At 54.5% G+C, this 26250-nt stretch carries 27 protein-coding genes; 9 read left to right on the top strand and 18 right to left on the bottom strand.

Features of this window, described 5'->3' with window-relative positions; genetic code table 11:
- Nucleotides 1–19: 19 nt before the first annotated feature.
- From soxA to P1U45_RS13525, 15 genes are all read right to left on the bottom strand, one after another.
- Nucleotides 20–790, bottom strand: coding sequence for a sulfur oxidation c-type cytochrome SoxA (gene soxA / locus P1U45_RS13595; RefSeq protein ID WP_301059564.1), 771 nt, complete (start codon nt 788–790; stop codon nt 20–22).
- Nucleotides 790–1110: a thiosulfate oxidation carrier complex protein SoxZ gene (soxZ, locus tag P1U45_RS13590; RefSeq protein ID WP_301059563.1), complete on the bottom strand. Its 321-nt coding sequence runs from the start codon at nt 1108–1110 to the stop codon at nt 790–792. Before soxZ ends, soxA begins: the two co-directional genes overlap by 1 nt.
- A 7-nt stretch (nt 1111–1117) precedes the next feature.
- Nucleotides 1118–1510 carry a thiosulfate oxidation carrier protein SoxY gene (locus P1U45_RS13585; protein ID WP_301059561.1) on the bottom strand — a complete coding sequence of 131 codons (393 nt, stop codon included), beginning with the start codon at nt 1508–1510 and terminating at the stop codon, nt 1118–1120.
- Between the two features lie 71 nt (nt 1511–1581).
- A complete protein-coding gene (soxX, locus tag P1U45_RS13580) occupies nt 1582–2037 on the bottom strand; it encodes a sulfur oxidation c-type cytochrome SoxX (RefSeq protein WP_301059560.1) in 456 nt (151 codons plus the stop codon).
- Complete coding sequence (locus P1U45_RS13575; RefSeq protein WP_301059559.1) at nt 2034–3317, bottom strand: NAD(P)/FAD-dependent oxidoreductase; 1284 nt, start codon at nt 3315–3317, stop codon at nt 2034–2036. Before P1U45_RS13575 ends, soxX begins: the two co-directional genes overlap by 4 nt.
- Nucleotides 3318–3321: 4 nt before the next feature.
- Nucleotides 3322–3660 carry a hypothetical protein gene (locus P1U45_RS13570; protein WP_301059558.1) on the bottom strand — a complete coding sequence of 113 codons (339 nt, stop codon included), beginning with the start codon at nt 3658–3660 and terminating at the stop codon, nt 3322–3324.
- A 1-nt stretch (nt 3661) separates the two neighbouring features.
- Nucleotides 3662–5848, bottom strand: coding sequence for a molybdopterin cofactor-binding domain-containing protein (locus P1U45_RS13565; protein ID WP_301059557.1), 2187 nt, complete (start codon nt 5846–5848; stop codon nt 3662–3664).
- A 14-nt stretch (nt 5849–5862) separates the two neighbouring features.
- Nucleotides 5863–6315: a (2Fe-2S)-binding protein gene (locus P1U45_RS13560; protein ID WP_301059556.1), complete on the bottom strand. Its 453-nt coding sequence runs from the start codon at nt 6313–6315 to the stop codon at nt 5863–5865.
- Nucleotides 6316–6525: 210 nt separating this feature from the next.
- Complete coding sequence (gene moaC, locus P1U45_RS13555) at nt 6526–7005, bottom strand: cyclic pyranopterin monophosphate synthase MoaC (RefSeq protein WP_301059554.1); 480 nt, start codon at nt 7003–7005, stop codon at nt 6526–6528.
- A complete protein-coding gene (gene moaB / locus P1U45_RS13550; protein WP_301059553.1) occupies nt 7005–7535 on the bottom strand; it encodes a molybdenum cofactor biosynthesis protein B in 531 nt (176 codons plus the stop codon). Before moaB ends, moaC begins: the two co-directional genes overlap by 1 nt.
- Complete coding sequence (locus tag P1U45_RS13545) at nt 7536–8006, bottom strand: molybdenum cofactor biosynthesis protein MoaE (protein WP_301059552.1); 471 nt, start codon at nt 8004–8006, stop codon at nt 7536–7538.
- 2 nt (nt 8007–8008) lie between these two features.
- Nucleotides 8009–8257, bottom strand: a complete 249-nt coding sequence (locus tag P1U45_RS13540) for a MoaD/ThiS family protein (protein WP_301059550.1) — start codon at nt 8255–8257, stop codon at nt 8009–8011.
- 3 nt (nt 8258–8260) lie between these two features.
- Nucleotides 8261–9292, bottom strand: coding sequence for a GTP 3',8-cyclase MoaA (gene moaA, locus P1U45_RS13535; RefSeq protein ID WP_301059548.1), 1032 nt, complete (start codon nt 9290–9292; stop codon nt 8261–8263).
- Nucleotides 9285–10796 carry an NTP transferase domain-containing protein gene (locus tag P1U45_RS13530; protein WP_301059547.1) on the bottom strand — a complete coding sequence of 504 codons (1512 nt, stop codon included), beginning with the start codon at nt 10794–10796 and terminating at the stop codon, nt 9285–9287. Before P1U45_RS13530 ends, moaA begins: the two co-directional genes overlap by 8 nt.
- Nucleotides 10797–10914: 118 nt before the next feature.
- A complete protein-coding gene (locus P1U45_RS13525; RefSeq protein WP_301059546.1) occupies nt 10915–12225 on the bottom strand; it encodes an acyl-CoA dehydrogenase family protein in 1311 nt (436 codons plus the stop codon).
- 286 nt (nt 12226–12511) lie between these two features.
- On the opposite strand from P1U45_RS13525, the gene P1U45_RS13520 reads away from it, so the two are divergent.
- The 5 genes from P1U45_RS13520 (at nt 12512) to P1U45_RS13500 (ending at nt 20059) form a co-directional block, all read left to right on the top strand.
- Entirely contained in the window at nt 12512–15571 is a 3060-nt protein-coding gene (locus P1U45_RS13520) for a VWA domain-containing protein (RefSeq protein WP_301059545.1), read from the top strand.
- The gene (locus P1U45_RS13515) at nt 15568–17091 is read left to right on the top strand and encodes a hypothetical protein (protein WP_301059543.1); all 1524 of its coding nucleotides are present in this window, start codon (nt 15568–15570) and stop codon (nt 17089–17091) included. The genes P1U45_RS13520 and P1U45_RS13515 overlap by 4 nt, the downstream gene beginning before the upstream one ends.
- 14 nt (nt 17092–17105) lie before the next feature.
- Complete coding sequence (locus P1U45_RS13510) at nt 17106–17645, top strand: hypothetical protein (RefSeq protein ID WP_301059542.1); 540 nt, start codon at nt 17106–17108, stop codon at nt 17643–17645.
- A gap of 66 nt (nt 17646–17711) precedes the next feature.
- Nucleotides 17712–18713, top strand: coding sequence for a MoxR family ATPase (locus P1U45_RS13505; RefSeq protein ID WP_301059540.1), 1002 nt, complete (start codon nt 17712–17714; stop codon nt 18711–18713).
- Nucleotides 18710–20059 carry a VWA domain-containing protein gene (locus P1U45_RS13500; protein ID WP_301059539.1) on the top strand — a complete coding sequence of 450 codons (1350 nt, stop codon included), beginning with the start codon at nt 18710–18712 and terminating at the stop codon, nt 20057–20059. Before P1U45_RS13505 ends, P1U45_RS13500 begins: the two co-directional genes overlap by 4 nt.
- Here the strand turns inward: P1U45_RS13500 and P1U45_RS13495 are convergent.
- A complete protein-coding gene (locus tag P1U45_RS13495) occupies nt 20056–20808 on the bottom strand; it encodes a creatininase family protein (protein WP_301059537.1) in 753 nt (250 codons plus the stop codon). The genes P1U45_RS13500 and P1U45_RS13495 overlap by 4 nt on opposite strands.
- 118 nt (nt 20809–20926) lie before the next feature.
- Entirely contained in the window at nt 20927–22060 is a 1134-nt protein-coding gene (locus P1U45_RS13490) for an amidohydrolase family protein (protein WP_301059536.1), read from the bottom strand.
- Nucleotides 22061–22216: 156 nt separating this feature from the next.
- Between P1U45_RS13490 and P1U45_RS13485 the strand changes: the two genes are divergently transcribed.
- From P1U45_RS13485 to P1U45_RS13470, 4 genes are read left to right on the top strand one after another with little or no spacing between them, the layout of a single operon-like run.
- Nucleotides 22217–23437 carry an Nramp family divalent metal transporter gene (locus P1U45_RS13485; protein WP_301059535.1) on the top strand — a complete coding sequence of 407 codons (1221 nt, stop codon included), beginning with the start codon at nt 22217–22219 and terminating at the stop codon, nt 23435–23437.
- Nucleotides 23434–24186 (top strand): 5-oxoprolinase subunit PxpA, encoded by a 753-nt coding sequence (pxpA, locus tag P1U45_RS13480; protein WP_301059534.1) that lies wholly within the window; start codon nt 23434–23436, stop codon nt 24184–24186. The genes P1U45_RS13485 and pxpA overlap by 4 nt, the downstream gene beginning before the upstream one ends.
- Nucleotides 24173–24814, top strand: a complete 642-nt coding sequence (locus tag P1U45_RS13475) for a carboxyltransferase domain-containing protein (RefSeq protein ID WP_301059533.1) — start codon at nt 24173–24175, stop codon at nt 24812–24814. Before pxpA ends, P1U45_RS13475 begins: the two co-directional genes overlap by 14 nt.
- A complete protein-coding gene (locus tag P1U45_RS13470) occupies nt 24811–25746 on the top strand; it encodes a biotin-dependent carboxyltransferase family protein (protein WP_301059532.1) in 936 nt (311 codons plus the stop codon). Before P1U45_RS13475 ends, P1U45_RS13470 begins: the two co-directional genes overlap by 4 nt.
- Here P1U45_RS13470 and tadA read toward each other — a convergent pair.
- Nucleotides 25713–26213: a tRNA adenosine(34) deaminase TadA gene (gene tadA / locus P1U45_RS13465; protein ID WP_301059531.1), complete on the bottom strand. Its 501-nt coding sequence runs from the start codon at nt 26211–26213 to the stop codon at nt 25713–25715. The two genes, P1U45_RS13470 and tadA, sit on opposite strands and share 34 nt — an antisense overlap.
- Nucleotides 26214–26250 lie beyond the last annotated feature (37 nt).

Below are 26250 nucleotides of genomic sequence, written 5' to 3'. Positions count from 1 at the left end.
CTTTGGCCCGCCTTTTTTGTTATCTGCGAATACCGGGGCTTTCCAATTCGAGGCCAGATGCGCGAACGGCCAGATAGAATTCAAGATCGATATATTCCCCGGAACCTAACGCCATAGGTTCAGCGCGGACGCCGGTATCACAGTCATGGAGCCTGCGGTGCAACGAGCCGAAGTCTTCCCACTCAAAACGGTAGGCGGGGAACCCATTGCTGTGCCCCTGACTGATCGTATCCCCACGCAATTGCTTGCCCCAATTGTCATCATGACATTGCGTGCAAGCCAGGTTGAGCTGGCCGCGGCGTGTCATGAAATAGTCCGCGCCACGTTCGAACGCTGAATGGGTTTGCTCCGTGAGTTCTACATGCATTGGCATGCCGCGCGATTGTTCGGCGACGAATGCAGTCAGCGAGAGTAGCTCGTCGCTTTCATAGGGCAGTGCGGTGAGGCCTTGATGCCGGGTTCGGCACAGGTTGATCCGCCCCTCTAGATTGACAAGCGTCTGCGTTCCCGTGTCGAAGGCTGGATAGTGCGTCGCAACGCCTTCCAGTCCATTTTCATGGCAGCCTGCACAGCTGGTTTCGCCTTGCTCAAAGAGGTCGGCCCCGCGTTCTACCCAGAGATATCCGGGGTTTTCAAAATCATCATTTTGCTGAGCTACAGTTTCAGGTGTCAGGAAACTAGAGCCGGAAACCCGCAGAGATGCTTCGATAGGAAAGTCCGGTTCCGGCTGCGTGGTCTCCGGAGAGCAGGCTGCACCGACAAACAGGAAGCAAGCAGCGAGTCGCCGCATTAGCTTACCTCGATTTGCGCGCTATCAGACCAGCTTTGTCCGTTCTGATCCGTCCAGACAAATTCGAAACTGCCGGATTCAGTAGCGCGGGCATAAAACTTCAAGAGCGGGTTAGCAGCTACGCCCGGGTGGAAATCCGAGGAGAAAATGAGCGTTCCATTGTAGAAGCATTCAAATTTTGTGATGATGTCCTGCGGGATCATTTCACCGCGTGGACCAAAGCGGAAGCCACTTTCCATCTCGTGCTGGATCATGGCGCGCAGTTCGATGATTTCACCGCGGTCGGCTGTCTCTGGGACTGAAAGTCGTATCGTTGTCATAGCGGCCTCAATCAATCACACAGGCGGCGAGGGTGACCAGAGTTTGTTTCGCGCCAGACCAGAGTGTTCCATCATTCATTTCGGCTATAACGCGAATTGACTGCGTGCCGCCGAGCCGTATGCGCGCTGAAACATCACCGCGTCCTGACATAGGAGTCAGATGATACTGAGCGAGAACGGGCAGCGGGTTTCGCGGAGAGAGAACCACAATCTGTTTCACGTAGTCGTCTTCTGTCATCGGGCTGTCGACGGAGATATCAATGGGTACGGAGAAGCCGTTTTCAGCAATGGGCGGTAGATCCACGTTAACACGACCTTCAGTGATCACCCGGTCTCCGAACATCCCGCTAATGGCCTCATTCATCTCGTCTTCGGTGGCCGCGGCAACTCGTGGAATCATGAGCATGCTCACACCGACGGCACTTAGTCGCAGCATGGTCCTTCGGGATAATAGAGGCGTATGCGTTGTCATCAGTCTTGTGTCCGGCTGGCGAGATAAGCGACCAGATGTTCAATCTGCTCGGCGTTGAGGATAGTCTGGCCCTGGAATTGTTCCTGTACCTGATTTAGGTCATGAAGACGGTAATAGGAGGGCATGACTGTATCCGGCATTAGGCTTTGTAAGTCTACGAGCCTGAACCTGATCTGAGCAGGTGAAAGCCTGTCGCCGACGGTGGAGAGGTCCGGCCCGACATTTCCCTGAAACTCTGCATCTAAATCATCGATTTGATGACAGAGCACGCAGTGCCCCTGATCGCGCTCGGTGAATACAGTTTCACCTATTTCAGTAGAGGAGGCAGTGTCCGTGAGCGGTGCGGGGATAGTATCGCCAACAATCATATCCGGGGTGACGAGTCGTTCCGCGAATGCTTCGGCGCCGGAGAAGAGAAGCGCCACAAGGCTGGATAGGGCGCAGGCTCTGATCAACCGAACGCCTCGCTTGTAATGGTTCTGAACCAGTCTTCTGCCTGAAGCGCCTCTGCCTGGCGAATGCCCGCGTCTGCCGCCAAAGGTGAGATGCCGCCAGCGCCTTCGATTGAGCTAAATGCGCCGTCATCATTCCGGTATACGCCTGCAATTGAAACGGCTCTGTCTGACGTGATGAACGAATAACAGGTGTTTGCGAGCGTCGTAGGTAGCGCTGCGTCGCCGCTGAGAAGTCGCGCGACGGAGGCTGCACACACTTTTGCCTGCAGGTTTGCGGAAAACGCTGATTTTGGCATTGGGTTCGCAATGGTGGCGTCACCAATAACGTGAATGTTTGGCTGGAGCGTAGACTCAAAGCTCGTTGCGTTGATCGGGCACCATCCTGTGGCATCTGTTACGCCGGCCCGTTCGGCAATTTCGCCTGCCTTTTGAGGCGGGATCACATTGGCCACGTCGGCGCGGATTTCATCAAAATCAGTGTAGAGTGTTTTGGTGTCAGCTGCGACGCGATTCACGCGTCCGTCATTTGAGGCACCGCGCCATTCCAGATGATCTGGATAATGTTCTGCCCAAGCCTCCTGAAAGAGCGGCATTTTCGAGAACGTGTCTTTTGAGTCCAGAATGATCAGCTTGGACGCTGGTTTCTCGGTCTTGAGATAATTTGCGATAAGGCTTGCCCGCTCATATGGGCCGGGAGGGCATCTGAACGGGGCAGCTGGCGCGGACATGACGACAGTGCCGCCATCTTCCATCGCTTCGAGTTGGCGTCTCAGCAGAACCGTTTGCGTCCCTGCCTTCCAAGCATGAGGCATTAGCTCTGCAGCAGCCCGGTCGTAACCCTCCAGCGCGTCCCAACGAATAGATATGCCCGGAGACATAATGAGCCGGTCATAGCTCAGAATTGAGCCATTATCTAAAGTGACTGTACGTGCCTGACTATCGACGTCGGTCGCGAGCGCTTGCGCGATCTCAATACCGTCTCCGAGAAGGCCACGATAACCAAACTCCTGATCGGCAAGTGACCGCTGCCCGCCGATGACAAGATTGCTGAAAGGGCAGGCCGTGAATACCGGGTTCGGCTCAACGAGCGTTACGGACGTGTTGGGTAGATAGGATTTTATGAACCGAGCAGCTGTTGCGCCGCCAAAACCGCCTCCAATCACAACGATCTTAGCGCGTGTCTGGGCGAAGGCTTTTAAATCGGAGGCGCTGATTAGTGTTACGCTGGCGATTGCGGCCAGTAATTTGCGTCTCGAAAGCAGATTTGTATCGAGCGCCATGTCGTCAGACCTGTTCTGCGAAATAGTCCGCTAATGCCGTGAGCTGTTCGTCTGTGTAGCCGCGAGCAATACGGTGCATTACCGTAGTTCCGGTATCTGGCTGGCCATAGACACGAAGCGAGGCGAGTAATTGATCGGCACTGCGACCGGCAAGAGACGGAATGCCCTGACCGGCTGTGTCTGCATGACAGCCGGTACATGAAAGAGCCGAAACGGAAAGACCGTTCGGGTAATTGCGCTCGGAAGCGGGCCTTGTGTCGACCTCGGCATCAACGCTGAGGGTGCTACAACCGGATTGGAAGAGCGCCCCAGCGATGATGAGAAATGAAATCGGACGAAGCAAATCAGGCCTCGCGCAGATTGCGATAGTTCAGCGGAAGTTCGCGCACGCGATTGCCCGTTGCAGCGTAGATCGCATTCAGAACGGCCGGTGCTGCCACAGCAATTGTAGGCTCACCTACGCCGCCCCAGAAACCGCCTGACGGCATGACGAGTGTCTCGACTTCCGGCATCTCTGAAAGACGCATCACATTATAGGTGTCGAAGTTCGTTTCCTGCACTTCGCCGTCTACAAAATTCACATTTCCGTAAAGCATTGCAGACAGGCCATAGACGAAGGAGCCTTCGACCTGAGCTTCGATCTGCTGTGGATTTACCGCATGACCCGGGTCAGTTGCAGCAACGATGCGGTCGATCTTCAGTTGGCCATTATCATCGACTGTGACTTCAGCGCATGCCGCCGTGTAGGAGCCGAATGAATAGAACGCGCAGAGGCCGCGGTTTTTGCCGTCATCTGAGCCCCAGCCGGACCGGTCAGCTACGGCTTGCAATACCGCTGCTGATTTCGGGCTGTCCTGAAGGTGAGCGAGACGAAATTCCAGCGGATCACGACCAGCGGCCACAGCCAGCTCGTCCATCAGGCACTCCAGATAGATCGCGTTCTGGTTGGCGTTTACGCCGCGCCAAAAGCCCGGTCGCACTGGCGGGTTCCGCATAGCGTGCTCTACGCGGAAGTTCGGGAAAGTGTATTTCAGGCTCTGGTCAGCTGTGCGCGGGTTATCCGGTGACGCGAGGCCCTGGAAGGTCGCAATGTCAATGCCTCCGACAATGGCCTGAGGCATGATGCCTGCGAGGATCGACTGGCCGGAAATACGGATGTTCACGCCAGTCAGATTGCCGTCATCATCCAGTGCGCCGCGTACGCGTGCTTTCGTTGTCGGGTGATAGAAGCCCTGACGCTGGTCTTCCTCACGGCTCCATTGAAGCTTGATTGGTGTGCCCGGCATCTCTTTCGCGATTAGAACGGCTTGCGTGACATAGTCAGACATGCCTCGGCGTCCGAAACCGCCACCAAGCAGCTGCTTGTAAACTTCACACTGCGCAATCGGAAGACCGGAGGCCTGAGATGCTGCGGCAAGTGCAGCTTCACCGTTCTGTGTTGGACACCAGACTTCGCAGCTCTCATCAGTGTAGAGCGCTGTCGCGTTCATTGGTTCCATCGGCGCATGGCTCTGGAACGGTAGGTTGTATGTTGCCTCCACAATCTGAGCCGCATTCGCAAATGCGGTATCTACATCGCCGCCCTGATTTCCGATTCCGGCTGCTTCGGCAGTGAGACCTTCATCCAGCTCAGCTTCGAAGTCTGCCGAGTTGAAACGATCACCGCCTACCCATTCGATCGGGAGTGCTTCGACAGCTTTATTGGCGCGCCACCATGTGTCAGCGACAACGGCTACAGCATTATCACCAACCTGCATGACTTTGACGACGCCCGGCATACCTTCAACAGCAGAGGCATCGAAGCTGGCTACCGTCGCATTGCGCACAGGCGCAGCTTTGATAGATGCGAGCAGCATGCCGTCCAACACGATGTCAGCGCCGTATTGTTGTGCGCCGGTGACTTTATCAGCGGTGTCGAGACGCGCGACCGGTTGGCCAATGATCGTCCATGTGGATGGATCTTTGAGCGTGATATCGGAAGGTGCTTCGAGCTGAGAAGCCGCTTCTGCAACGGCGCCGAAGGTCAGCTCATTGCCTGATGGACCATGAGTTATGACACCTTTACTGACCGAGCATTCGCCTACTGGAACGCCCCATTCATTTGCAGCGGCCTGAACCATCATCATGCGTGCTGCGGCAGCGCCTTCGCGAACATATTGATGGGACGAGCGGATGCCCTGACTGCCGCCCGTGGAGAAGTCACGCCACACACGGTCCCGCGCAAGGTTTTCACCCGGCGTCGGATATTCTGTGACGACCTTGTCCCAGTCGGCTTCGAGTTCCTCTGCAACAAGCTGCGCAAGGCCGGTCAGTGTTCCCTGACCCATCTCAGAGCGAGCGATACGGATTGTGACAACGTCATCGCGGCCGATGTGGACCCAGGCGTTTACTTCGGGGTTTGGCGGCAGGTCAGCGGCAGCAGATGTGTTGTCGTCTGCGCCCGCACAACCTGCAAGGAAAGAAATTGTCAGGCCAGCGGCGCCAGAACTGATCAGAAAACCGCGGCGGGAAAGCGAAATAGAATTGGTCATATTAATGCCTCCGCTTACATTTTGGTTTTCGCGAGCTGCACGCCGCGGCGTACACGCTGGAAGGTGCCACAGCGGCAGATGTTGGTGATTTCTGCGTCTGTGTCTTCGTCTGACGCTTCAGGATTGTTATTGAGCATTCCTGCGACAGCCATGATCATGCCGGGTTGGCAATATCCGCACTGAGGGACATCGAGCTCTTTCCAGGCTTCCTGAACCGGATGGCTTCCATCTTCGGAAAGACCTTCAATCGTCGTGATCTGCTCTTCCTCAGTCACAGCAGATGCCGGGTATACGCAAGAGCGAACAGCCATGCCGTCAATGTGGACTGTGCATGCGCCGCACGCTGCGACACCGCATCCGTATTTCGAGCCGGTGAGGCCGAGTTGTTCGCGCAGTACCCAAAGCAGAGGTGTGTCGTCGTCGAATTCGACGTCTACCACCTGACCGTTCACATGCAGTCTTGCCATTCCGATAGCCCTTCTTGATTTGTCGAAGGTCCAAACGTTCGAAAGAGATAGTTGAAACTACTCTTTCGGCCCTGAACGCTCCGTCTCCCCTAAGCGATACGCTCTGTTTCACTTGAGGATAGTTTAATTTATCCAACCTGCCTACAGTTCAATGTGAACTCGTTTAGCGGCCAGTCTAACAAAAATGTGAGCGGCGTCGAATTTGCCGCCTTAAGCTTTGTGGAAGTCGCCTGATTTGCCGCCCGTTTTTGAAAGCAGTTCGACACCTGTGATGACCATGCCTTTGTCCACGGCTTTGAGCATATCGTAAATCGTCAGGCAGGCGACAGAGACGGCTGTCAAAGCCTCCATCTCCACTCCGGTTTTCCCCGTTGTTTTCGCAGTTGCTCGTACAGCGAGACTATTCGGGCGATCCGCCTCGCTGATCTCGACATTTACACCTGTAAGCGGCAGCGGGTGACAGAGCGGGACCAAGTCAGAGGTCTTTTTTGCCCCCATAATCCCTGCGAGCTCGGATATCGCAAGCGGGTCACCTTTTTTGGTGGAACGCTGCAGGGCAATTGAGAGCGTCTCGGGCTTCATTTCGACATAACCGATCGCAACAGCAACGCGCTCAGTCTCCGCCTTGGCGCTTACATCTACCATCCGAGCGCGACCGTCAGGGCCAATATGTGTCAGGTCGTTGGACATCAGACCTCCGTCAGGCGTGGCATAAGTTCGACCATGTTGCACGGGCGATAGCGGCTATCGAGCTGGTATTTCAGAATTTGGTCCCAGCCATCTTTTACGGCACCGGTCGAGCCCGGAAGGCAGAATACAAACGTGCTGCCAGCAAGGCCCGCAACTGCACGTGATTGCAGAGTTGATAGGCCGACCGTTTGAAAGCTGACCTGATGAAAAACAGCTGAGAAGCCATCAATAACTTTATCAAAGAATGGCGTAAGAGCTTCGACTGTGACGTCGCGGCCAGTCAGGCCTGTGCCGCCACTGGTGATGACCGCGTCGACCTGAGGATCAGCGATCCAGTTTTGAACGGCCTGCCGAACCAGCTGCCGGTCATCGATGACAATTTTACGGTCTGCCAGAACATGGCCGGCTTCGGTCAGTCGTTCGGCGAGTGTCTGGCCTGACGTGTCAGTTTCCATGGTGCGGGTATCACTGACTACCAGAACGGCGATGCGAACTGGTTTGAAGCTCAGTGAATCATCTATTCCGGCCATTCAGTTGGTCTCCGATTGCTGCCAGCGCTGGTTATCCTGATAATCCTGTTCGCGTGGTTCGATCCAGACTTCACCGGCTTCCGTAATCTCTTTTTTCCAGAAAACGGCTTCGGTTTTCAGATAGTCCATAAGAAAGTCTGCGGCTTCGAAAGCTGCGCGCCGATGTCTGGATGCTGTCGCAACAAAAACGATGGTTTCACCTGCACGGATTTCCCCCGTTCGGTGATATACAGCCAGCGCTTCCAGCGGCCAGCGGCTGAATGCTTGCTCCACGGCTCCTTCCACTCCGTTCTCGGTCATTGGAGAGTAGGATTGGAGAAATAGCCCCAGCACGCGGCTATCCTTGCCGCCGGGCCGAACGACTCCAGAGAAGCTCACGACGCCACCGGATGACGTTAGCCTCGCTTCGAAATCGTTCAGAAGCTCGGGAGCAGAAATTGGTTGATCGGAAATGTTGATGTGAACGCTCATGCTCATCCGCCACCAACGGGAGGCATAAAGGCGATTTCGTTTGCATTGGCCAGAGGATGTGCGTCATCGACAATTTCGCCATTTACGGCGATGCGGACAGTCGGTTCGAGAAACACACCTTCTGCCTGGAATCGAGCTTCAGCCCATGATCTGAGATCGCGTGCATGCGAGACATTCGATGGCAGCGCAACGCTCTCGGACGGTTTTCCGGTAACGTCGCTGAGGCGACCGAAATAGAGAATATCAGCCATAAGCTAACCTCCGGTCGTCGACATATGGCGTGATACGCCGGATGTCTGACCGTTCGCACCGATTTCAAAGTCGTGCTTCTCCGGCTTTTTCCGGATCGCGCGGTCGAGTGCGGTATCAAGCGCGGCTTGCGGGTTTTCGGTGTCGCGAACCGCGGCTCGCAGATCAATGCAGTCATCCTGACCAAGGCACATGTAAATGCGTCCCGTGCACGTAACCCGAACGCGGTTGCAACCGGCGCAGAAATTGTTGGTTAGCGGCGTGATAAAGCCGAGTTTGCCGCCGGTCTCAGTGATGCGGACGTAACGAGACGGCCCTGCATTCGTCGGAGAATACGGCAGGTCTTCCAATGTCCAACGTTCTTCGAGTTGTCCGCGGACTTCGGGCAGCGGCACATATTGATCGAAACGGTCTTCACCGGTCTCTCCAAGAGGCATGACTTCAATGAGCGTCATGTCGAAGCCTTCTCCATGGGCCCACTGCACCATGGACGGAATTTCGTTCAGATTGTCATGCTTCAGCGCGACGGTGTTGAGCTTCACTTTAAGTCCTGCGCGTTGCGCTGCTTCCAGGCCTTTCAGCACAGGTGTGAGTTTGCCACGGCGCGTGATCTTTAGAAAACGGTCTTCATCGAGAGTATCAAGAGAGACGTTCACACGCCGGACACCCGCAGAGTAGAGCTCTTCGGCATATTGCGCGAGAAGTGTGCCATTTGTCGTGAGAGTCAGCTCTTCAAGGCCGCGACCCAGCCGGTCACCCAGCGCGCGGAACAGCTTCATAATATCGCGGCGCACGAGTGGCTCGCCGCCAGTGATACGGATTTTGGACACGCCTCGATCGATGAAGGCATTTGCAACCATCTCTGTTTCTTCGAGAGACAAAAGGTCTTTCTTCGGAAGAAATGTCATGTTCTCCGCCATGCAATACGTGCATCGCAGATCGCAACGGTCCGTAACGGACAGGCGCAGATAAGTGATCTCCCGCCCGAACGGGTCGATGAGTGAATTCATCCTTGGCTGTTTCAGATCATCAGCCATGTATAACTTCCTTCATGGATTCCAGATCGGAAACCGTGTCGATATCTATAGCGTGTTCAGGTCGCAGAGGCACAGTGGCTGTATTCGACAGTGATTTGAATATCTTGCGAGCGCCCTGATCCCCCTCGGCCTCAAGAATTTCACCAAGACTTGCCCGCGCGAAAAGGGCTGGCGGCGTCAGCTTACCTTCAAATTCGCTCATCACGGCAGTTACGCCCGGTTTGAGCGCTGCATAAAGCGCTTCAATGTGTTCGTCCGGCACAAAAGGCATGTCCGCAAGCAGGACGAGCACTGATTGGATTTCAGAGTTTGCCTGCGCCACCTGAATGCCAAGCTTTAAGGACGAAGACAGGCCTTGCTCCGGTGCGGGATTTTCTACGATGGACCAGTGATTGGCTTTGAGGGTGGATTGGCGCTCGTTCTGTTTTTTGCCCGTAATGGCAATGCGTGAGCGAAAGCGCTTTTCTCCAGCTTTAGACGCTACAGTAGCCAATACTGATTGTCCGCGTAGGTCTGCGAGTAGTTTGTCGCCATCTTCGAAGCGAGATGATTGCCCTGCCGCGAGCAGAAGAACAGCGGATTCTGCGTAAATGTTGTGGGTTCGGGTCTGAAACGCGGCGATGACTTCTGCTAGCGTCGAAACAGCGATGGAGGATGACTCTCTAAGAGATGGAACGAGTCCTATTGGCCCATGTACTCTAGCGATCTCATGCTGTGGTACGCCGGACAAGCTGAGTTCCTGGCACCTGATTGCGTGCGTACGTGGGCTACCGACTGCGCCGATATAGAAAGATGGATACTCAAGTGCTTGCTGTAATAGTGCCGTTTCCCAATGGCGGTCATGGAACATCAATGCGAAAGCCGTCCATGGGTCATCTGAAACGAGCGGAAGTGTTTCGGGCGTTTTCAGTAGCTCTATTTTCGAAACACCTATCTGATCTGCAACGGCGTAATCATTTGTGTCTGGCAGCTGCAGATGAACCTCAAGGCCACTTGCTGTCGCCAGACGTGCGAGATCGAGACAGTCGGCGCCACGCCCCGCAATGCGAAGTCGTAGTTTAGGTTTATAATCGAATTTTATAGTCTCGTTTCCAACGGTAAATTCGAGCGAACCGACAGACCGCGCCTGGAGCGCTGATAGCGTGGTGCGCAGCTTTGACGGGTCATCTATCGGTTCGATATAGACATGTATTGCGCCCCCGCAGGGTAGGGGCAGATCTATGAAACGAGAGCCCTGACCATAGTGCAAAGCCAAAGGAGAGTTTTCTTCGAGCGAACGCTTTGCCTGGAGAACAATATCGCTATCGATACAGCCACCCGAAAGATAGCCAGCTGAGAGGCCGTCCGCTGTGATGGCCATGAGCGAACCGGGCGCTCTGACGCCGCCGCCTACCGTTTCGGTTATCACAGCGATTGCGACGCGCTTCCCGGACTTATGCCAGTCCAGAAGTCGCGCGATTACATCCTGCGCGTGCGCCTCATATGTCGATTGAACGCTCGTCATCTGCGGTATCTATGCATTGATGGCGGATATTGCGAAACCCTGCCGTTCTCAAAAGTCGGTGAACGGAGAGAAAAGAAAAAACGCGCGATCCATGATCGCGCGTTTTGAATGGAAGGTTTTATTTGCGCCAGACAGACGCGAGAACCGGATCTTCCAGATCCTCAGAGCCTGTGTATTTGCGCTCTTCGTGACGACCAACAACCATGTGGTGCACTTCGTCAGGGCCGTCGGCAAGACGCAGCGTACGCTGTTGCGCATACATGCGAGACAGAGGCGACCACTGGGATACGCCTGTCGCGCCGTGCATCTGGATCGCATCGTCGATGATTTTGCAGACCTTCTCAGGAACCATAGCTTTCACCATGGAAATCCAGACGCGTGCTTCTTTATTGCCAAGGACGTCCATCGCTTTTGCAGCTTTGAGAACCATCAGGCGCATTGCTTCGATTTCGATACGCGCGCGTGAGATTTTCTCACGGTTGCCGCCAAGTTTGACGAGAGGCTGACCGAACGCTTCACGTGTCAGGCCGCGACGGACCATGAGATCGAGTGCGCGTTCCGCAGCGCCGAGAGAGCGCATGCAGTGGTGGATACGGCCTGGGCCGAGACGGAGCTGAGAAATCTCAAAGCCGCGGCCTTCGCCGAGAAGCATGTTCTCTTTAGGAACGCGGACATTGTCGAATTTCAGGTGCATGTGGCCGTGCGGCGCATCATAATCACCGAATACCATCATGCCGTCGACGATCGTTACGCCAGGGTGTGGCAGCGGCACGAGGATTTGCGACTGTTGCTTGTGTGGTTCTGCATCAGGGCTGGTTTTGACCATGCAGATCATGATGCGGCAGCGTGGATCGCCCGCACCTGAGATGTAGTATTTCTCGCCGTTGATGACCCATTCATCGCCGTCGAGAACCGCAGACATTGAAACGTTACGTGCGTCAGAAGAGGCTTTGCCCGGTTCGGTCATCGCGAAAGCAGAACGGATTTCACCGTTCAAAAGAGGCTTGAGCCATTTTTCTTTTTGCTCCGGCGTGCCGACGCGTTCGAGAACTTCCATGTTTCCGGTGTCAGGCGCTGCGCAGTTCATCGTCTCGGATGCGAGCGGGTTCTTACCAAGTTCAGCTGCGATATACGCATAGTCGAGGTTTTTGAGGCCTTCGCCAGTGTGCGCGTCAGGAAGGAAGAAGTTCCAGAGGCCTTGCTTCTTTGCTTCGTCTTTCGCCGCTTCAAGTGCTTCCAGCTGGCCCGGGTTATAGCTCCACGGGTTGGTTTTGCCCTCACCAAGACGATGGAACTCTTCGCTCATCGGGTTCACTACGTCCTTGATGAAAGCTTTCACGTGCTCATAGAGCGGGCGTGCAGCATCGGACATACGAAGATCGTTCATCTCCGGTGAGTGCGTATCCAGTGGCTGTTGCATGTCGTCCATTATTGTCTCCCTCGAGTTCAGATTCTTATAGCTCGCTAACTTAGTAAATGAGATTTCCGGCGGATGAAACAGCTGAGTCGGGATGACTCCGATTTTTGGCGGTTACGGAAATTGATGCCGTAACGTCAGGTGAACTTGTTTAGTCAACGCGTCTGAAAATGCTCGGGATTTGCTCGATAATTCGGTCAAACTTGAAAGAATACGGTTTCAGGCGCACTATTGTTGCCGGGAATTCAGCTTATCCGCGCCAACATACGGGCGGACGATAAGCAGATCCGGGGTGGAAATGATGCAAGGTCTTTTGTCTGGCCATCGCGCTTCAAACAAGCCGCTATATCTTAGCGCGTGGTTCCTTTTTGCCTTTTTGATGCTGGTTCCATTGGCGTCAGGGCAGGAATCCGACGATCAAGCCGTGCAGGCTGTTTATCAGGAGATCTCGGCGAAGCGCTCTGAAATCCAGCAAGCTCAAACGGTTATCGACACAAGGCGTTCCGCACTTGAAGCCGCCCGACAAAATCTGCGCGATGCGCGTAGCGCTGTGAGCTCAGCGGAAACAGAGCTTCGCATTGCACGCGACAGATCGTTGTCGTCTCAATCTGCCTCTGATTATCTGTCTGCGACACGGGAGGCGCTTGATGACCTGCGGCGGCAACGTGCGTCAGCCACTGGTAATGAGCGGGATGTTCTCGATGCCCAGATCAGAGCTTTGCGCCGCCAATTGGATGAGGAAGCCCGTCGCTACGGGCGAGCCAGTCAGGGGCGCCAATCTGCAATGGATAGGGCTCTAGATGCTGTTAGCAGGGCTAATGCAGAGGTCGAAACGGCCACGGTTCAGGTTCGGACCGCGACTGCAGCGCTATCTCGCGCCGAAGAACAAAAGAGGGCGCGTGAGGCAGAGTTGGGTGGCCTGCTGGAGAGAGCTGCGCAGCTCTCTGAAAATGCGGCCCCGCCATTCGTGCAAGAGATCGTCATTTCCCAGGACGGTCGCGAAGTTTATCGCGCCTCCTGGAGTGAGAATACTGAAGAATACGATCTGGTTGTTGCAAGCATTCAGGATCTGGAAAATCAGCTTCGCGGATTTGAGAACCTGCGCGCAGAGCTTTTAAGGGAGCAGACGACGTATCAACGTACCGTGAATATAGCGCTCGCAGAGCTTCCCGGTCTTCGTGAGGAGCTGGAATGGAATGAAGACGTCATTCTGTGGTCGGACCGCCTGTATAATTTTGGTCAGCTCCTGCTGTTAATCGCCACGCCTGCCAGCATCGTTGAAGGTGTATATCTAGAAACCACGGCAATGATCGCGACAGTCGGTCGAGCCAACGTGACACGGGCGGCGCTCACGCAATTTATTGCTCGCGAGGTTCCTCGACAGACGGCGCTAAACGTGGGGCTGACGCTTGGATCCAGCGGGTTGCCGAATTTTCTCGTTTGGCCTGAATATGCCCAACGGGTGGGACGTTTTTTCGGTGTGGTCTCGAATGTAAACACAGCCCGTCAAATGCTCATGACAGCAAACACCCTGACTGAGCCGATTGCTGCTGGCATAACCTTGTATCAGACCTATGGCGGTGTGAGTGGAGCGGTCGACGGGTCGTTGTTCGCCGAATCTGTGTCCGAGCGATATAATGATGCCGACCAACGTCGCTTTGAAGAGCGTATGCGTCGAGCTATTCGTCGTATCGATAGCTACAATAATGATGTGCTTGATTTTTCAGCTTCAATGAATGCGCGCCGTCAGTATGAGATGCAGGCGAGTCTGATGGCGGGCTGGGCACTGGAAGACGTAAACTCTGCCATAAGAGATCGGGAAAACTCCTGGGCGCGCACTTTGCTAGTTGGCCATATCTGGGAAACTAATGCTGATATCGCGATGGCTTATGATCTGGCCCAAATCCGTTATTGGGAAGCTATGCGGGACGGATACCGCGGTTTCGTGGGAATGGTCGAGCGGGACCTTGTAAGGCTTGCTGACTTACGTTCAGAGACTGAAGACCGGCTGCGTGAACTGCGCGAAGAGCTTCCGGGGGCCGCGGTGCGCAAGCTTACAGTTCATACCAATGAGCAGCTCAGACAGGATAATTCCGGCTATGCGCAAATTCAGCTGACTTTCTCACAACCGGTCACGGCGACGCCCATGGCTCAGATTGGCGCTGGAGCGGCCGTCGCGTGGAGTGATGCACCAGCCGGTGACGGATTGCCACTTCCCGACATGGAGGGCTCAGTCCTCGCTGAGTTGTCCGGAAGCGGTGCCAGCTGGAGCGGTCGCTTTCCGCTTCGGCCTTTGCGAGGCCAGTTCGAGCGCAATGAACCGCTTCAGGTCACAGTCTCAGCAACAGATGCGGCAGGTAAAAATCTGGATGCCGACCCGCGCACTTCGGCTCGCACCAACCAATACGGAAACTGGACGTATTCTGAAGCGGTAAGAAGTGGCACTGCGATCGGAAGCGGCGGCCCGGACCTTTGGCACGAGCTCAATGTCATTGGTACTGGCGGAACAAGCTATGTCTTCGTTGTGGACGCATCCGGTTCGATGGCGGGGCCGGGTATTCAGAATGTACGGCGCAGCGCACGTAGTTTTCTGGCAAGTATGGAGGATGCCGACGAAGTCGCGGTGTTCGCGTTTTTTGACTGCGGAAACATCCAGCTTCTGACAGATTTTACGCGCGATAAAGCCGCTGTGCTCCAGACAATTGATGGCATCAATCACGCCTCAGGAACGCCACTCGCTGCTGCGATCACGACGGGTGGGAACTTCCTTCTGGAGTCTGCACATTACGACAGGCGCAGCCTGATCGTTCTCACTGATGGAGAGGAAAGCTGCAGTGGTGACCCGCAAGCGGCAGCAGCTCAGTTCAGAAATGACGCTAATCTCTTAGGCGATATTGGAAATAGTTCTGCTGAGACCGATCCGGGCGAGAGTGAAGACGAGCCAGCTGATCCGCCTGAACAAGATGAGGAAGAAGAAGTCGTCGCTGTTCAGCCAGACGAGCGTACAGCATGGCGTGTAGAGCAGGTGGGTAGCCAGTCCATGCCGACCTTCGTCCTGATCGAGACCCGGTTTCGAGAGTGGGGGCGCGACAATGAATGCGCCGCGCAAGTGACCGAGCAACGTTTCTACACGTATTATGGCGCTTCACAGGCAGCAGACGGAACTGAACGCCGTCGGTTCGGCGTTAACAGCACGCCATCGAGCTCCGATACGCTGGATTTTGCTTTATGCATTCGTGGGCAGGACGGAATGGATCGTATCCGTTCTCAATGGGCTGACTTATCCGGAAGCGACTTCGAAACTGCCAGGTCATCAGCACTACAACAGGCGTATCGCGCGTTGGGGGATGCGCCATGATCCGCGTTTTGAGTGCATTCCTGACAGCTTGTGTCCTCGTGTTGCCGGCGTTCCCGCAGGAACCTGATGACGACACACGATTTGCAAGGGCTGCCTATCTCAATTTCGAGATGACAACAGAGGTTTCAGGTGTCGATGATATCGACTGGTTCCGTCTCGATGTCACCCGTCCCGGACGCCTCATTGTGAGTTTTTCAGCGGGAGAAGAGGCAGGCGCCCTCCCTCAATTCACGCTGACGAGTAATGATGAAGAGCTGGCTCTTTCTTCTCTGATTACGGACGATTCCGGCACCGTCTCTCAAAGTGCGATTGTCGAGCCGGGTATTCATTTTATCGGAGTGAGTAGTCCTACGGTCGCGGGCGAGTATGGCTTTGAACTGGATCTGGCGCCGCTCTCGATAGGGGAAGCCTATTGGGCTAATGTTGTCGAAACACCCAGCGCAAGCGGTAGCTATCCTGTCCATCTTGAGGGCAGCAACGCGCCGACCATTTTCTCACTTGAGGTGGAAGATTTCAGTACGCTTGTTATCCGGTATGAAAACCTCTCTGATGTGCAAACGCAGTTTGCCGGCCAGGTGTTGAATACCGAGACGGGAGAAACGGTTTCGATACTGCCGTTTGTTGACATAGGCGATGTAGACCCTTCAGCGTTCGTTCCTTTGTTCCCGGGTGAATATGAGGTACAGTTAAACCGTTACGGTGCGCCTGAAGGCCCGGCGCGTGTGTCGTTCTCACTCGGTGCACCTGGAGATGCGTTTGAACCTAACGACACGCCTGATATGGCGAGCCATTTTCCGCTTAATCAGTCCGTTTCAGATGTTCATACCTATAGGGGCGATACAGACTGGCTTTCGGTAGAGCTGGATGCGGCGGGGCATCTTGAATTTAGCTTCCGGCCCGTCGAACCGACTGACATCGGATATCCGACGGCATATCTTTATCCTGAGGCGGATACTAACAGCTATATAAGCGGCAACTGGAACTCCCAAACGGGTATTCTCGCGTACAGCCTAGAAGCGGGACGTTACCTCCTTCGAGTGACGGGACCAAACGCCGAATTACGAACTCAGATTCGAGCGAATTTCCGCCCGCAGCAGTCGGAAGACGTCGAAGAAACAGATACGAACTTTTTCATTGTTGGACTGGCTGACGCCGAGAACGCAGCGCTTCAGGATTCGATTAGCAGTATCGCGTCAGCAGGCGGTGGTGAGACGATACCCGTGTCTGGCGACGATATGGAGTTGGGACTGACATTGGCCAGCATTGTGTCCCGATCCGAGGGGCGCACGCTTACCATAATCGATTACCTGCGGGCGACGTCTCAGGTCATGCTTCAGAGATTGGGTACCCCGCCTGAAAACGATCTTGCGGCGTGGCGGGCCTCATCTGCTGCGCGGCTCGCGGAGACCAACCTGTTTGAGCCACAGGAAGATTCTGCTGGCGATATTGCCGCGCAACAGGCGGCGCGTTTCAGAGATCGCATGCTCAGATATTTCCAACCTGCAGAGCCTGAAAATTAGAGAGAGGGAAGCTTATGTCGGAAAAATCCGGATATCGGAAAACCGGACTGATTTTTGTAGCAACGATCGCATTCATCGTCGGGATGATCATGATCGGATATCAGTTCAAACTCCAGCCACTCGATATTTTTACGATAATACTGGCTATAGCAAGCTTACTGCTTGCGTCTTATCAGCGATTTATCGCAAAGGACGAAAACCGTCTGCTCGATATTGGGCATGTTGTTGTGGCGGCGATTCTCGCACTGAGATTCGGATTGCCACTACTTTTTGATCTCGCCTCACTGCCGACGCTTTTGTTGTACGGCTCGATCATACTCTTCTTTTACATCGCTATATCAGGTGCGATCAGTCTGTTCGCAGGCGGTTTTCCGAGCTTCGCCACGAAGGCCGAGAGCACAACAGCAGAATCCAAACCTGATAGCACCGAGGACGCGTCGGAAGAGACTGAAACAACGGATGAAACTGATGCATCAACCTTACCAGCCGAAGATGTAGAGAAACCGGCCGAAGCTGACGTAACGGAAGCGGTTGAGGACGAAAAGAAGACCTGAAAAATCCCTCTCATGACCGAGTGGAAATAGCTTGCTCTATCGATTTTCACGCCATAGGCATGGGATATGACGATAGATAAAGACCTCATCGCGGAGACGTATTCGGCTCTCTCTTCCGTCGCCGCGGTTTCCGAAGGCCTGCTTTCAGTTGGCTATATTTCCAGTGAAGAAATATCGACGGCGATTTATCTCGCCGTGCACCTTCGAAAGCCCATTCTAATCGAAGGTCCGGCTGGCGTGGGGAAAACAGACCTCGCGCAGTCTCTGTCTCGATATCTAGATGTGCCGCTTGAGCGCCTGCAATGTTATGAAGGTCTTGATGAGAGCAAGTCTCTCTACGAGTGGAAATACGGTAAGCAACTTCTCTACACTCAGATTCTTAAAGACCGCCTCAATGACGTCGTTGGCGATGCCGGCACGATTGCCGATCTTACAGGTCGTCTGGCGACGTTTGAAGACCTATTCTTCTCGCACGACTTTCTTGAGCCGCGCCCATTGCTTCGAGCTATGGAGCAGACAAGTGGCTCTGTGCTGCTCATCGATGAAATCGATAAGTCTGACGAAGAGTTCGAGGCTTTTCTGTTGGAAGTGCTCTCGGACTATCAGGTGACGGTGCCGGAGATAGGCACGATTAAAGCCAACGTGCCGCCTATCGTTATTCTTACGTCGAACAATGTAAGAGACCTCGGGGATGCACTTAAACGCCGCTGTCTGCACCTCTATATCGGCTTTCCCGATGCAGCACGTGAACGCGAAATTGTGCGAGCGCGCGTGCCGGATGTTTCCGATAGTCTCCTGACGCAGCTGGTGTCGTTCGTTCAGGATCTCCGGACTAAGGACCTTCGAAAGCGACCTTCGATTTCAGAGACTGTCGACTGGGCGCGAACGCTCCTGCTTATGCATGCAGATTCCCTTGATGAGGCGATGGTCCGTAAGACACTCAATGTGCTTCTGAAATACGAAAGCGACATTGAAGCTACTTCCAATGCGGTCGGCTCTATGGCGCGTAACGCGGCTTCTGCATCTGAATCCAAACGTCTTCCGAGTGGATATCCCAGCCTGTCATGAGCGCAGAACGCACCATCACGGATTTTGTGAGGGCGCTGCGCTCGGCTGATGTGAAGGTTTCAACGGCTGAAACGTTGGATGCGGTAAAAGCTGTTGATCTCGTCGGATATGAAAATCGTGAGTTTCTGAAAACGGCGCTCCGCTCGGTTCTGGCAAAGTCCGAAGCCGAAAAAGATACTTATGACAGGCTCTTCGAACTGTTCTTTCAAAGGAAGAAGAAAGAACAGAGCGAAGAAGCAACGACTTTAGAGCAGGATACTGACGAAGATTCTGGCGAACCGCAGAACTTCATGGATATCGCTGAAAGTTCTGATGAAGCAGCCATTGAGATGGCGCTGGAGCGTGCAGGGCAGGCATCAGGTCTTCAGGATATACGCTTCTCTACCCAGACCTCGTATTATGCTCAGCAAATGCTCAAAGAGATGGGCGTCCGCGAGATGGAAGCAGAGCTTCTGGAGCAGTTGCAGGCTCACACACCTGAAGGCGATGCTGAAGCTGAACGCATGATGGATGCGCGTAAAAAGATGACGGCGCGCGCCATCGAGTTTGCGAAACAGCAATTTGAAGTCTTTGGAGCTGGTGCTACACAGCAGTTCCGCGAAGACTTTCTTGCGGACAAGCGTATCAACGAGATGGACCGATCTGATGTGGAGCGTATGAAGCCGCTCATTCAGAAACTTGCCAAACGTCTCGTCAGCAAACATTCAAGGCGGAAGCGCCAGAAGAATCGAGGGCAGCTCGACATCCGTAAAACGCTGAGGGCCAATGCAGGTCGCGACGGCGTGCCGTTTGATGTCCATTGGAGGCAGACAAAAAAGGACCGTCCAAAGCTGGTTCTGATTTGTGATGTTTCTGGCTCAGTTGCACGGTTTGTTCGGTTTTTGCTCCTGTTCCTGTATTGCGTTCGCGATGTCGTGCCGGACCTGCACACTTACGCGTTCTCGGCTCGCCTCAAGGACGTTGGACCATATCTCGACACGTCACTGGACGGGTTTGAAAGCGCGATGGAGCGGATTCTGGCAGAAATCGGTTGGGGTTCCACCGATTACGGCCAGGCGCTATCAGACCTTCAGGTGGATCATTGGTCCAAGATCGATCGACGTACGACCGTTATCGTTCTTGGTGATGCGCGGTCCAATCACGGCGATCCGCGCATTGATGTTTTTGAAGAACTGGCTGCCAAGACGAAGCGTATTGTCTGGCTCAATCCCGAAGCGCGTCCGCTTTGGGGAACAGGTGATAGCGAAATGCTGCGCTATTTCCCGCATTGTTCTACTGTCACAATGCTCTCCAACCTGAAGCAGTTGGAGAGGGCCATTGATGACGTGTTGATGCACTATAGCTAGGATTCGTCTGCGAAGCTCCGGAAGACACGTGCGAGAGAAGAGGAGGCAGCCTCAATGATAATCTCACCTTTTTCCACTGTCGCCTGAGACGGGTCTGAACCGATCCGGCCATCAGGGAAATTATCGCGATAATTGGCAGCGTCGCGGAAATCCGAAACCGGTGCGACTTTCGGAGACATCTCTACATTCCGCACTTGATCCGGGTAGCCCGCATAGGTGACCGCGACCTCTGATGCTGTTGCGTGCATGCCGTCTCCGGTCGGAAACTGACGTCGACATTCGTCCATTACGCCGGGCATCTCCCACCAGTTCTTGGCCTTCAGGCGTAGATCTGGAAGTGAATTGCTGTCCGGGCGTTGGAAGCTTCGTTCGGCATAGAGCTCGGCAAATGCAGCCTGAAGCGTTGCTGTGTTGCCGCCATGGCCATTGAACCAGAAGATACGTTCGAAGCCGTGGCGGATCAGGGAGTCGGTCCAATCCTTCATTGCAGCAATCATGGTTGAAGGCCGCACCGTCATACTGCCGGGAAAGCCGAGATGGTGTTGAGCGATACCGACATTGAAGGTTGGCCCGATCAGCATGTCTGTTTTCTGCTCAGCAGCGAAGGCAATGATCTCCGGGCAGAGCGCGTCTGTGCCGATCAGGCCGTTCGGACCATGCTGCTCGGTAGAGCCGACGGGTATCAGAATTGCCTTCGATTTTTCGAGATAGGCTTCGACTTCAGGCCAGGTGGAAAGTTGCAGGCGCATTGTACATCCTTGTGTGCTTCTTGATTTGAAAGCTGGAGGTGAACGCAGATGAGTTCAAGTGCGAGACTGTGCGTCGCATATAAAAGGCGCCGTTTGGCGCCTCGTGGAGTTGTTCGATTTAATTCGCAGTGCAGATGTCAGGTGCGCGATAGGGCAGGTCCAGTAGATCAAAATAGGCTTGTCCGAGTGCAATATGGCGGAACGCACGGTTATCCAGCTCTGACAGTATCATGGAATTTACCTCAACCTCTTCGGCGTAAACGTTGAAGGTTTTGTTGAAGCTGGCAACGAAGTCCGTTCCTGTAAGGATGCGATCATAATACTGATTGAAGAAGGCCGTGTAAGCCGCGACATTTTCAGGCGTGTCAAAGTAATTATCAGCGATCACGCGCCAGGTTATATCGAGCATCAGGTTCGGATAACGGTCCAGACGGTCGGACATCAATGCGATGTGTTCGTCGGCCGGTATTGTCGTGAGTTCGCGCGACAAGCCCATATGCACCCAGATGATCTTGTTGTGTGGATAGCGTTGCAGCGCATAATCCATCAGCGCGAGGTATTCCGTCGGGTCATTATCGGAGCCAAGGTCCGAGTGGATTGCGATTGGCATATCGAAATGTCGAAGGCGCTCCATAAAGCCTCGCCAGTCGTCGATATCTTCGGGAGTAGCCGGAACATGGCCATTGCCAAACAGGGCCTGCTTCACAAGGTTCACTTCGCCCATCCACTGGAAGAGTCCGGGATAAGTCGCATCATACAAATCCAGCACGTCATTTACGTTCTCTGGATTGGCGAGGTCGGGGAAGGTCGCCGATAGCGTCAGCACGAGGTTATCCGGGCGGTTCGTAGCGAGGTTGGCGGCATTGGCCATGTCGTTCTGGATGGACGGCGTTGCGGGAACACCGGGACAATCAAGATAATAGGTGCAGCTGCTCGTGTACGGCAGCGACTGACCAATGCCGTAAATGTTAGCGAAGAGCACGCCGCTATCCTCGAGATAGGCGAGCACCTCCTCGTATGGTCGCGGCTGGCCTCCAAACGGGCGGAAGTGGTTGTGGGTATCGACAACGAAAGTTGAAGGCTGCGTTGCACGATCATAACAGGCCTGATCCAGACCTTCGCGAAACATATTCAACGTTCTGCTTGATGCGGCGAGCGGCGCGCGCGCTTCAGGTTCCGTTGGAGATGGTGTTGTTGTGCAGGCTGCGAGTGTTGCGGTAGCAAACATGACCGCTGATACGTGCTTGATCATTCTTCCCCCTTGACCCTCTCAGGCCACGTCCCTCAAATGATTAGGAATGAAGTCAGTAAAACATGCAAGCCGTGGAACGTCCCTCCTTCGTTCAGGGGATGTGTAGCGGTCATGGTGACGGTTCACTGTATGCGACGTTTTTGATCAGAGGTTTGAATGAAACTTAGCATCGGGCCAGGCGCTCTTGTTGCCGCAGCATTTATCGGGCCGGGGACCGTTACTGCCTGCACGCTTGCCGGTGCAAATTTCGGATTCGCACTGCTTTGGGCACTCGTTTTTGCGACGTTCGCCACCATGATTTTGCAAACCATGTCTGCACGCCTTGGTGTGGGCGCGCGGTTGGGGCTGGGAGAAGCCTTGATGGCGGGCGCGGGTAAAACACCGGTTCGTTACGTGATCGCGGGACTCGTGCTTGCGGCACTTGGGCTGGGGAATGCCGCTTATGAAGGCGGTAATTTGTCTGGCGGAGCGCTGGGCGCCGAAGCGCTATTGGGTGATCTGAACGAGGACGAGTTTAAAGCCGTGGTTCTTGCGTTATCGGCGCTCGCGGCTGCGCTTCTAATGCTTGGCGGATATAAGCTGATCGAGAAGGCACTGGTATCCGTCGTAATCTTGATGGCTTTGGCGTTCTTGGTCGCCGCTGTGTTGGTGCAGCCTGATCTGGGCGCGATGGTGAAAGGATTGGTTCCGTCGATTCCGGAAAGCGGCCTTTTCACTGCGATCGCGCTCATCGGTACGACCATCGTGCCTTATAACTTGTTTCTGCATGCGGCCTCTGCGCGTAAGCGCTGGACTGAGACTAGTGATGTTGCAGTCAGCGAAGCACAGAGTGACACAGTGATTTCGGTCGGGCTTGGTGGATTGATCTCGATTTTTGTCCTGACCACTGCTGCCGCTAGCTTATTTGGAACGGGAAGCGAGATTTCGAACGCGCTGGATATGGCAGCAGCTATTGAGCCGACTTATGGCCAGTTTGCACGTTGGCTTGTTGGCGTGGGTTTACTGGCAGCCGGATTGAGTTCAGCGATTACAGCACCAATGGCTACAGCCTTCGCTGTTACCGAGCTTTTCAAAAGTGATGACCCGCGCATTCAGGAAAGCGTGTTCAAGGGGGTGGCGCTCATCACATTACTGATCGGAACGGGGTTAGCCATTTCGGGAATCCGTCCGACCGATGTGATTTTCATTGCGCAGATCGCAAACGGGCTACTTCTGCCGATCATTGCGGCAAGCTTACTTTATGCGATGAACAGAAAGTCTCTGCTTGGTGACCGCGTTAATGGGCTGCTTTCGAACATCCTGGGCGTGGGTGTTGTTTTGATTACCCTTCTAATGGGCATACGCGGGATTGGGCGCGCCGTCGGGTTCTGGCCATGACGAAAACAATTGATCTCAACGCAGACATTGGAGAGCTTGAGGGCGACAAGGGCCGCAGTTTGGATGCTGACATCCTTAGCGTGGTTACGTCATGCAATATCGCGTGTGGCGGTCATGCTGGTGATGAAGAGAGTATGCGACAGACTCTAAGGCTAGCTAAGCGGCTTGGCGTTAAAGCTGGGGCGCATCCATCTTATCCTGACCGTGAAAACTTCGGCCGTGTGTCCATGGCCATTTTACCTGAAGAGTTGCGGGCGAGCCTGAGGCAGCAAGTCCAGATTTTTATAAAAATAGCGGAGGATGAGGGAGTATCGATCGCTCACCTGAAACCTCATGGCGCCCTTTATAATGATGCAGCGAAAGACGAGAATCTTGCTGTCGTGATAGCGGGCGTCGCGGCTGAGTACGGTATATCCACGATAGTTGGGCTACCGAGCAGTGAAGTGCGAGACTCTGCAATCGTTCATAACCTTCAATTCTGCGCTGAAGGCTTTGCCGATAGAGCTTATGAAGACGATGGAAGTCTGAGAGCGCGCACCAAAAATGGCGCTGTGCTTGATAATGCGAATCAGCAAGCGAGGCAGGCGTTGGAGCTTGTCAGTGGGAACGTGACGGCGTTTTCAGGCGAACATATTTCATTGGACGTTCAAACGATTTGTCTGCACGGCGACACGCCGGGGGCATTTGAAGCCGCCAAAGCAATTCGGGCGGCGCTTGAGGCGACGGGGGTTTCGATTGGCTCTGACTGAAGACAACATCCGATTGATTGGCGACGATCTAATCCGCGTTACCGGCCTTCCCAAGCCGGAGCTGCGGACACTGGGTCGCGAGCTCCGCGCGAGCCGCGAATGGTTGGAGGTCGTCGATGGAATTGAAGACAGCGTTGTCCAGTTCGACCCTTTAAGCTTACGACCGGACGAAGCTGTACGCCATTTATTGTCTTCTAAGCTGCTCGCCGAGATTAGAAGCGACGCCGAACTTCCGGAGGTTTGTCTTCAGGTGGAGTTTGGCGAAGAAAACGGCCCGGATTTCAGAGCCGTTTGTGACGAATTGAAACTGACGGAACAGGAATTGATCTCCGCGATTTGTGAGGCTGAGCTTCGTGTCGACATCGTTGGGTTCACCCCGGGCTTTGCTTACATATCCGGTCTTCCAGAGGCGCTTACAGTGCCGCGATTGAAGGATCCTCGAAAACGTGTCCCAGCGGGTTCTTTCGGCATCGCGGCTGGAAAATGCGGTACCTATGCACTGGAGGGGCCTGGAGGATGGCCTCTGATCGGTCGCGTGGTGAACCGTCTGTTCAATCCGGAAAGTGAACAGCCATTCCTCTTGTCTGCCGGGCAAAAAGTTCGCGTTGTGAGCCGGAGCGACGCATGATTGAAATTCTAAATGCAGGGCTCCAGACAACGATTCAGGCAGGCGTCAGAACAGGTCACCGACATTTCGGTGTTCCTGGCTCAGGTCCTGCTGATCCGTTATCGATGTCGCTCGCGAACCGGCTAGTAGGGGCGGACGCTACGCAGACGGCATTTGAGATGACGCTGACGGGAGCAAGCTTTCGCTTCCATTCAGCGATTATGGTGTCTGTGACCGGCGCCGACACGGGAGTGTCACTGAATGGTGTCGAAGTGCCTATGCATGCAACCGTTCCGGTAGCAGCGGGAGATGTGCTGGAGGTTGCTCCGGTCCGACATGGCTGCAGGTCCTATCTGGCGGTATCGGGGCGAATAGATGCCTCGGAATTTTTGGGCTCGAGGTCCACGTACCTTCCGGGAGGGTTTGGAGGACATGAAGGCAGAGCGCTCAAACCCGGGGACCGTATTGACGTGTTAGATGTTCGGTCGGCCGCAAAGGTCGAAACGCCGCGCGAACTTCGTCCTCTGTTCAATGACAACGTCCTGTTGCAAGCGTGCCCGTCATCCGAGTTCGAATTTCTGAATGAGGATGCGCAAACAATACTTTTCGAAGAAGGTTTGAAGGCAACCCAGCGCTCCAGCCGAATGGGTGTTGAGCTCTCCGGAGACCGTGCGGTTAGCTGCAATGCGCCAGAGAAGCAAAGTTCACCGGTCTTTCCTGGAAGTGTTCAATGTCCGCCGGAAGGCAAGCCGTTCATTCTGCTTGCAGATGCGCAAACGACGGGAGGCTATCCGCATATTCTTCAGGTGATCAGAAGCGACCGGTTCCAATTGGGCCAGATCAAACCCGGTGCAAGGGTTCGCTTTATCCTAAGAACTCCGGACGAAGCGGCGGATCGGCTCAGGGCTCGTTGGGAGGTTTATTCCGACTGGTTGTCGTCGCCCGTTATCTGAGGTTTGCCTGATTTCCTGCGCGCGCGGAAAAACGACTGTAGAAGCGCAGAAGAATCCTCTGCGAACGGGCCTTGTTCGACTTCCGGATGCCAATGGCAAGTGGGTTGTTCGAAGAACTTTACGCCATTCGCTACCGCACCACCTTTTACGTCTTCGGCCGCATAGATTATCCGTTCAATCCGCGCATTCGCAATAGCACCAGCACACATCGTACAAGGTTCCAGCGTGGTGTAGAGGTGTAGCCCCATGAGGCGGTAATTTTCGCGAATAATTGAAGCTGCCCGCATGGCCACGATTTCTGCATGTGCTGTCGCGTCATGACGCTCGATTGGTCCATTTCGACCTTCGGCAACGATGTCTCCGGTTTCCGGATCGACCAGCACGGCTCCCACGGGGACTTCTCCTGCATCCGCTGCTTCTTCTGCAAGTTCCAGAGCCCTGCGCATGTAGGTCGATTTATCCGACATTCTGACTGTGCTCCTGATCGCGGCTATGGACATTATC

The organism is Ponticaulis sp. (genome assembly GCF_029210165.1).
Classification (GTDB): Bacteria; Pseudomonadota; Alphaproteobacteria; order Caulobacterales; family Hyphomonadaceae; genus Ponticaulis.
The sequence above is the reverse complement of the archived record's forward strand: the minus strand, read 5'-3'. Positions and strand labels throughout refer to the sequence as shown.

Bases quoted from the DNA above. Each gene is read 5' to 3' on its own strand.
- soxA (WP_301059564.1), bottom strand. From the start codon at position 790: ATGCGGCGACTCGCTGCTTGCTTCCTGTTTGTCGGTGCAGCCTGCTCT.
- soxZ (WP_301059563.1), bottom strand. From the start codon at position 1,110: ATGACAACGATACGACTTTCAGTCCCAGAGACAGCCGACCGCGGTGAA.
- P1U45_RS13585 (WP_301059561.1), bottom strand. From the start codon at position 1,510: ATGATTCCACGAGTTGCCGCGGCCACCGAAGACGAGATGAATGAGGCC.
- P1U45_RS13575 (WP_301059559.1), bottom strand. From the start codon at position 3,317: ATGGCGCTCGATACAAATCTGCTTTCGAGACGCAAATTACTGGCCGCA.
- P1U45_RS13565 (WP_301059557.1), bottom strand. From the start codon at position 5,848: ATGACCAATTCTATTTCGCTTTCCCGCCGCGGTTTTCTGATCAGTTCT.
- P1U45_RS13560 (WP_301059556.1), bottom strand. From the start codon at position 6,315: ATGGCAAGACTGCATGTGAACGGTCAGGTGGTAGACGTCGAATTCGAC.
- moaC (WP_301059554.1), bottom strand. From the start codon at position 7,005: ATGTCCAACGACCTGACACATATTGGCCCTGACGGTCGCGCTCGGATG.
- moaB (WP_301059553.1), bottom strand. From the start codon at position 7,535: ATGGCCGGAATAGATGATTCACTGAGCTTCAAACCAGTTCGCATCGCC.
- P1U45_RS13545 (WP_301059552.1), bottom strand. From the start codon at position 8,006: ATGAGCGTTCACATCAACATTTCCGATCAACCAATTTCTGCTCCCGAG.
- P1U45_RS13540 (WP_301059550.1), bottom strand. From the start codon at position 8,257: ATGGCTGATATTCTCTATTTCGGTCGCCTCAGCGACGTTACCGGAAAA.
- moaA (WP_301059548.1), bottom strand. From the start codon at position 9,292: ATGGCTGATGATCTGAAACAGCCAAGGATGAATTCACTCATCGACCCG.
- P1U45_RS13530 (WP_301059547.1), bottom strand. From the start codon at position 10,796: ATGACGAGCGTTCAATCGACATATGAGGCGCACGCGCAGGATGTAATC.
- P1U45_RS13525 (WP_301059546.1), bottom strand. From the start codon at position 12,225: ATGGACGACATGCAACAGCCACTGGATACGCACTCACCGGAGATGAAC.
- P1U45_RS13520 (WP_301059545.1), top strand. From the start codon at position 12,512: ATGATGCAAGGTCTTTTGTCTGGCCATCGCGCTTCAAACAAGCCGCTA.
- P1U45_RS13515 (WP_301059543.1), top strand. From the start codon at position 15,568: ATGATCCGCGTTTTGAGTGCATTCCTGACAGCTTGTGTCCTCGTGTTG.
- P1U45_RS13510 (WP_301059542.1), top strand. From the start codon at position 17,106: ATGTCGGAAAAATCCGGATATCGGAAAACCGGACTGATTTTTGTAGCA.
- P1U45_RS13505 (WP_301059540.1), top strand. From the start codon at position 17,712: ATGACGATAGATAAAGACCTCATCGCGGAGACGTATTCGGCTCTCTCT.
- P1U45_RS13500 (WP_301059539.1), top strand. From the start codon at position 18,710: ATGAGCGCAGAACGCACCATCACGGATTTTGTGAGGGCGCTGCGCTCG.
- P1U45_RS13495 (WP_301059537.1), bottom strand. From the start codon at position 20,808: ATGCGCCTGCAACTTTCCACCTGGCCTGAAGTCGAAGCCTATCTCGAA.
- P1U45_RS13490 (WP_301059536.1), bottom strand. From the start codon at position 22,060: ATGATCAAGCACGTATCAGCGGTCATGTTTGCTACCGCAACACTCGCA.
- P1U45_RS13485 (WP_301059535.1), top strand. From the start codon at position 22,217: ATGAAACTTAGCATCGGGCCAGGCGCTCTTGTTGCCGCAGCATTTATC.
- pxpA (WP_301059534.1), top strand. From the start codon at position 23,434: ATGACGAAAACAATTGATCTCAACGCAGACATTGGAGAGCTTGAGGGC.
- P1U45_RS13470 (WP_301059532.1), top strand. From the start codon at position 24,811: ATGATTGAAATTCTAAATGCAGGGCTCCAGACAACGATTCAGGCAGGC.
- tadA (WP_301059531.1), bottom strand. From the start codon at position 26,213: ATGTCGGATAAATCGACCTACATGCGCAGGGCTCTGGAACTTGCAGAA.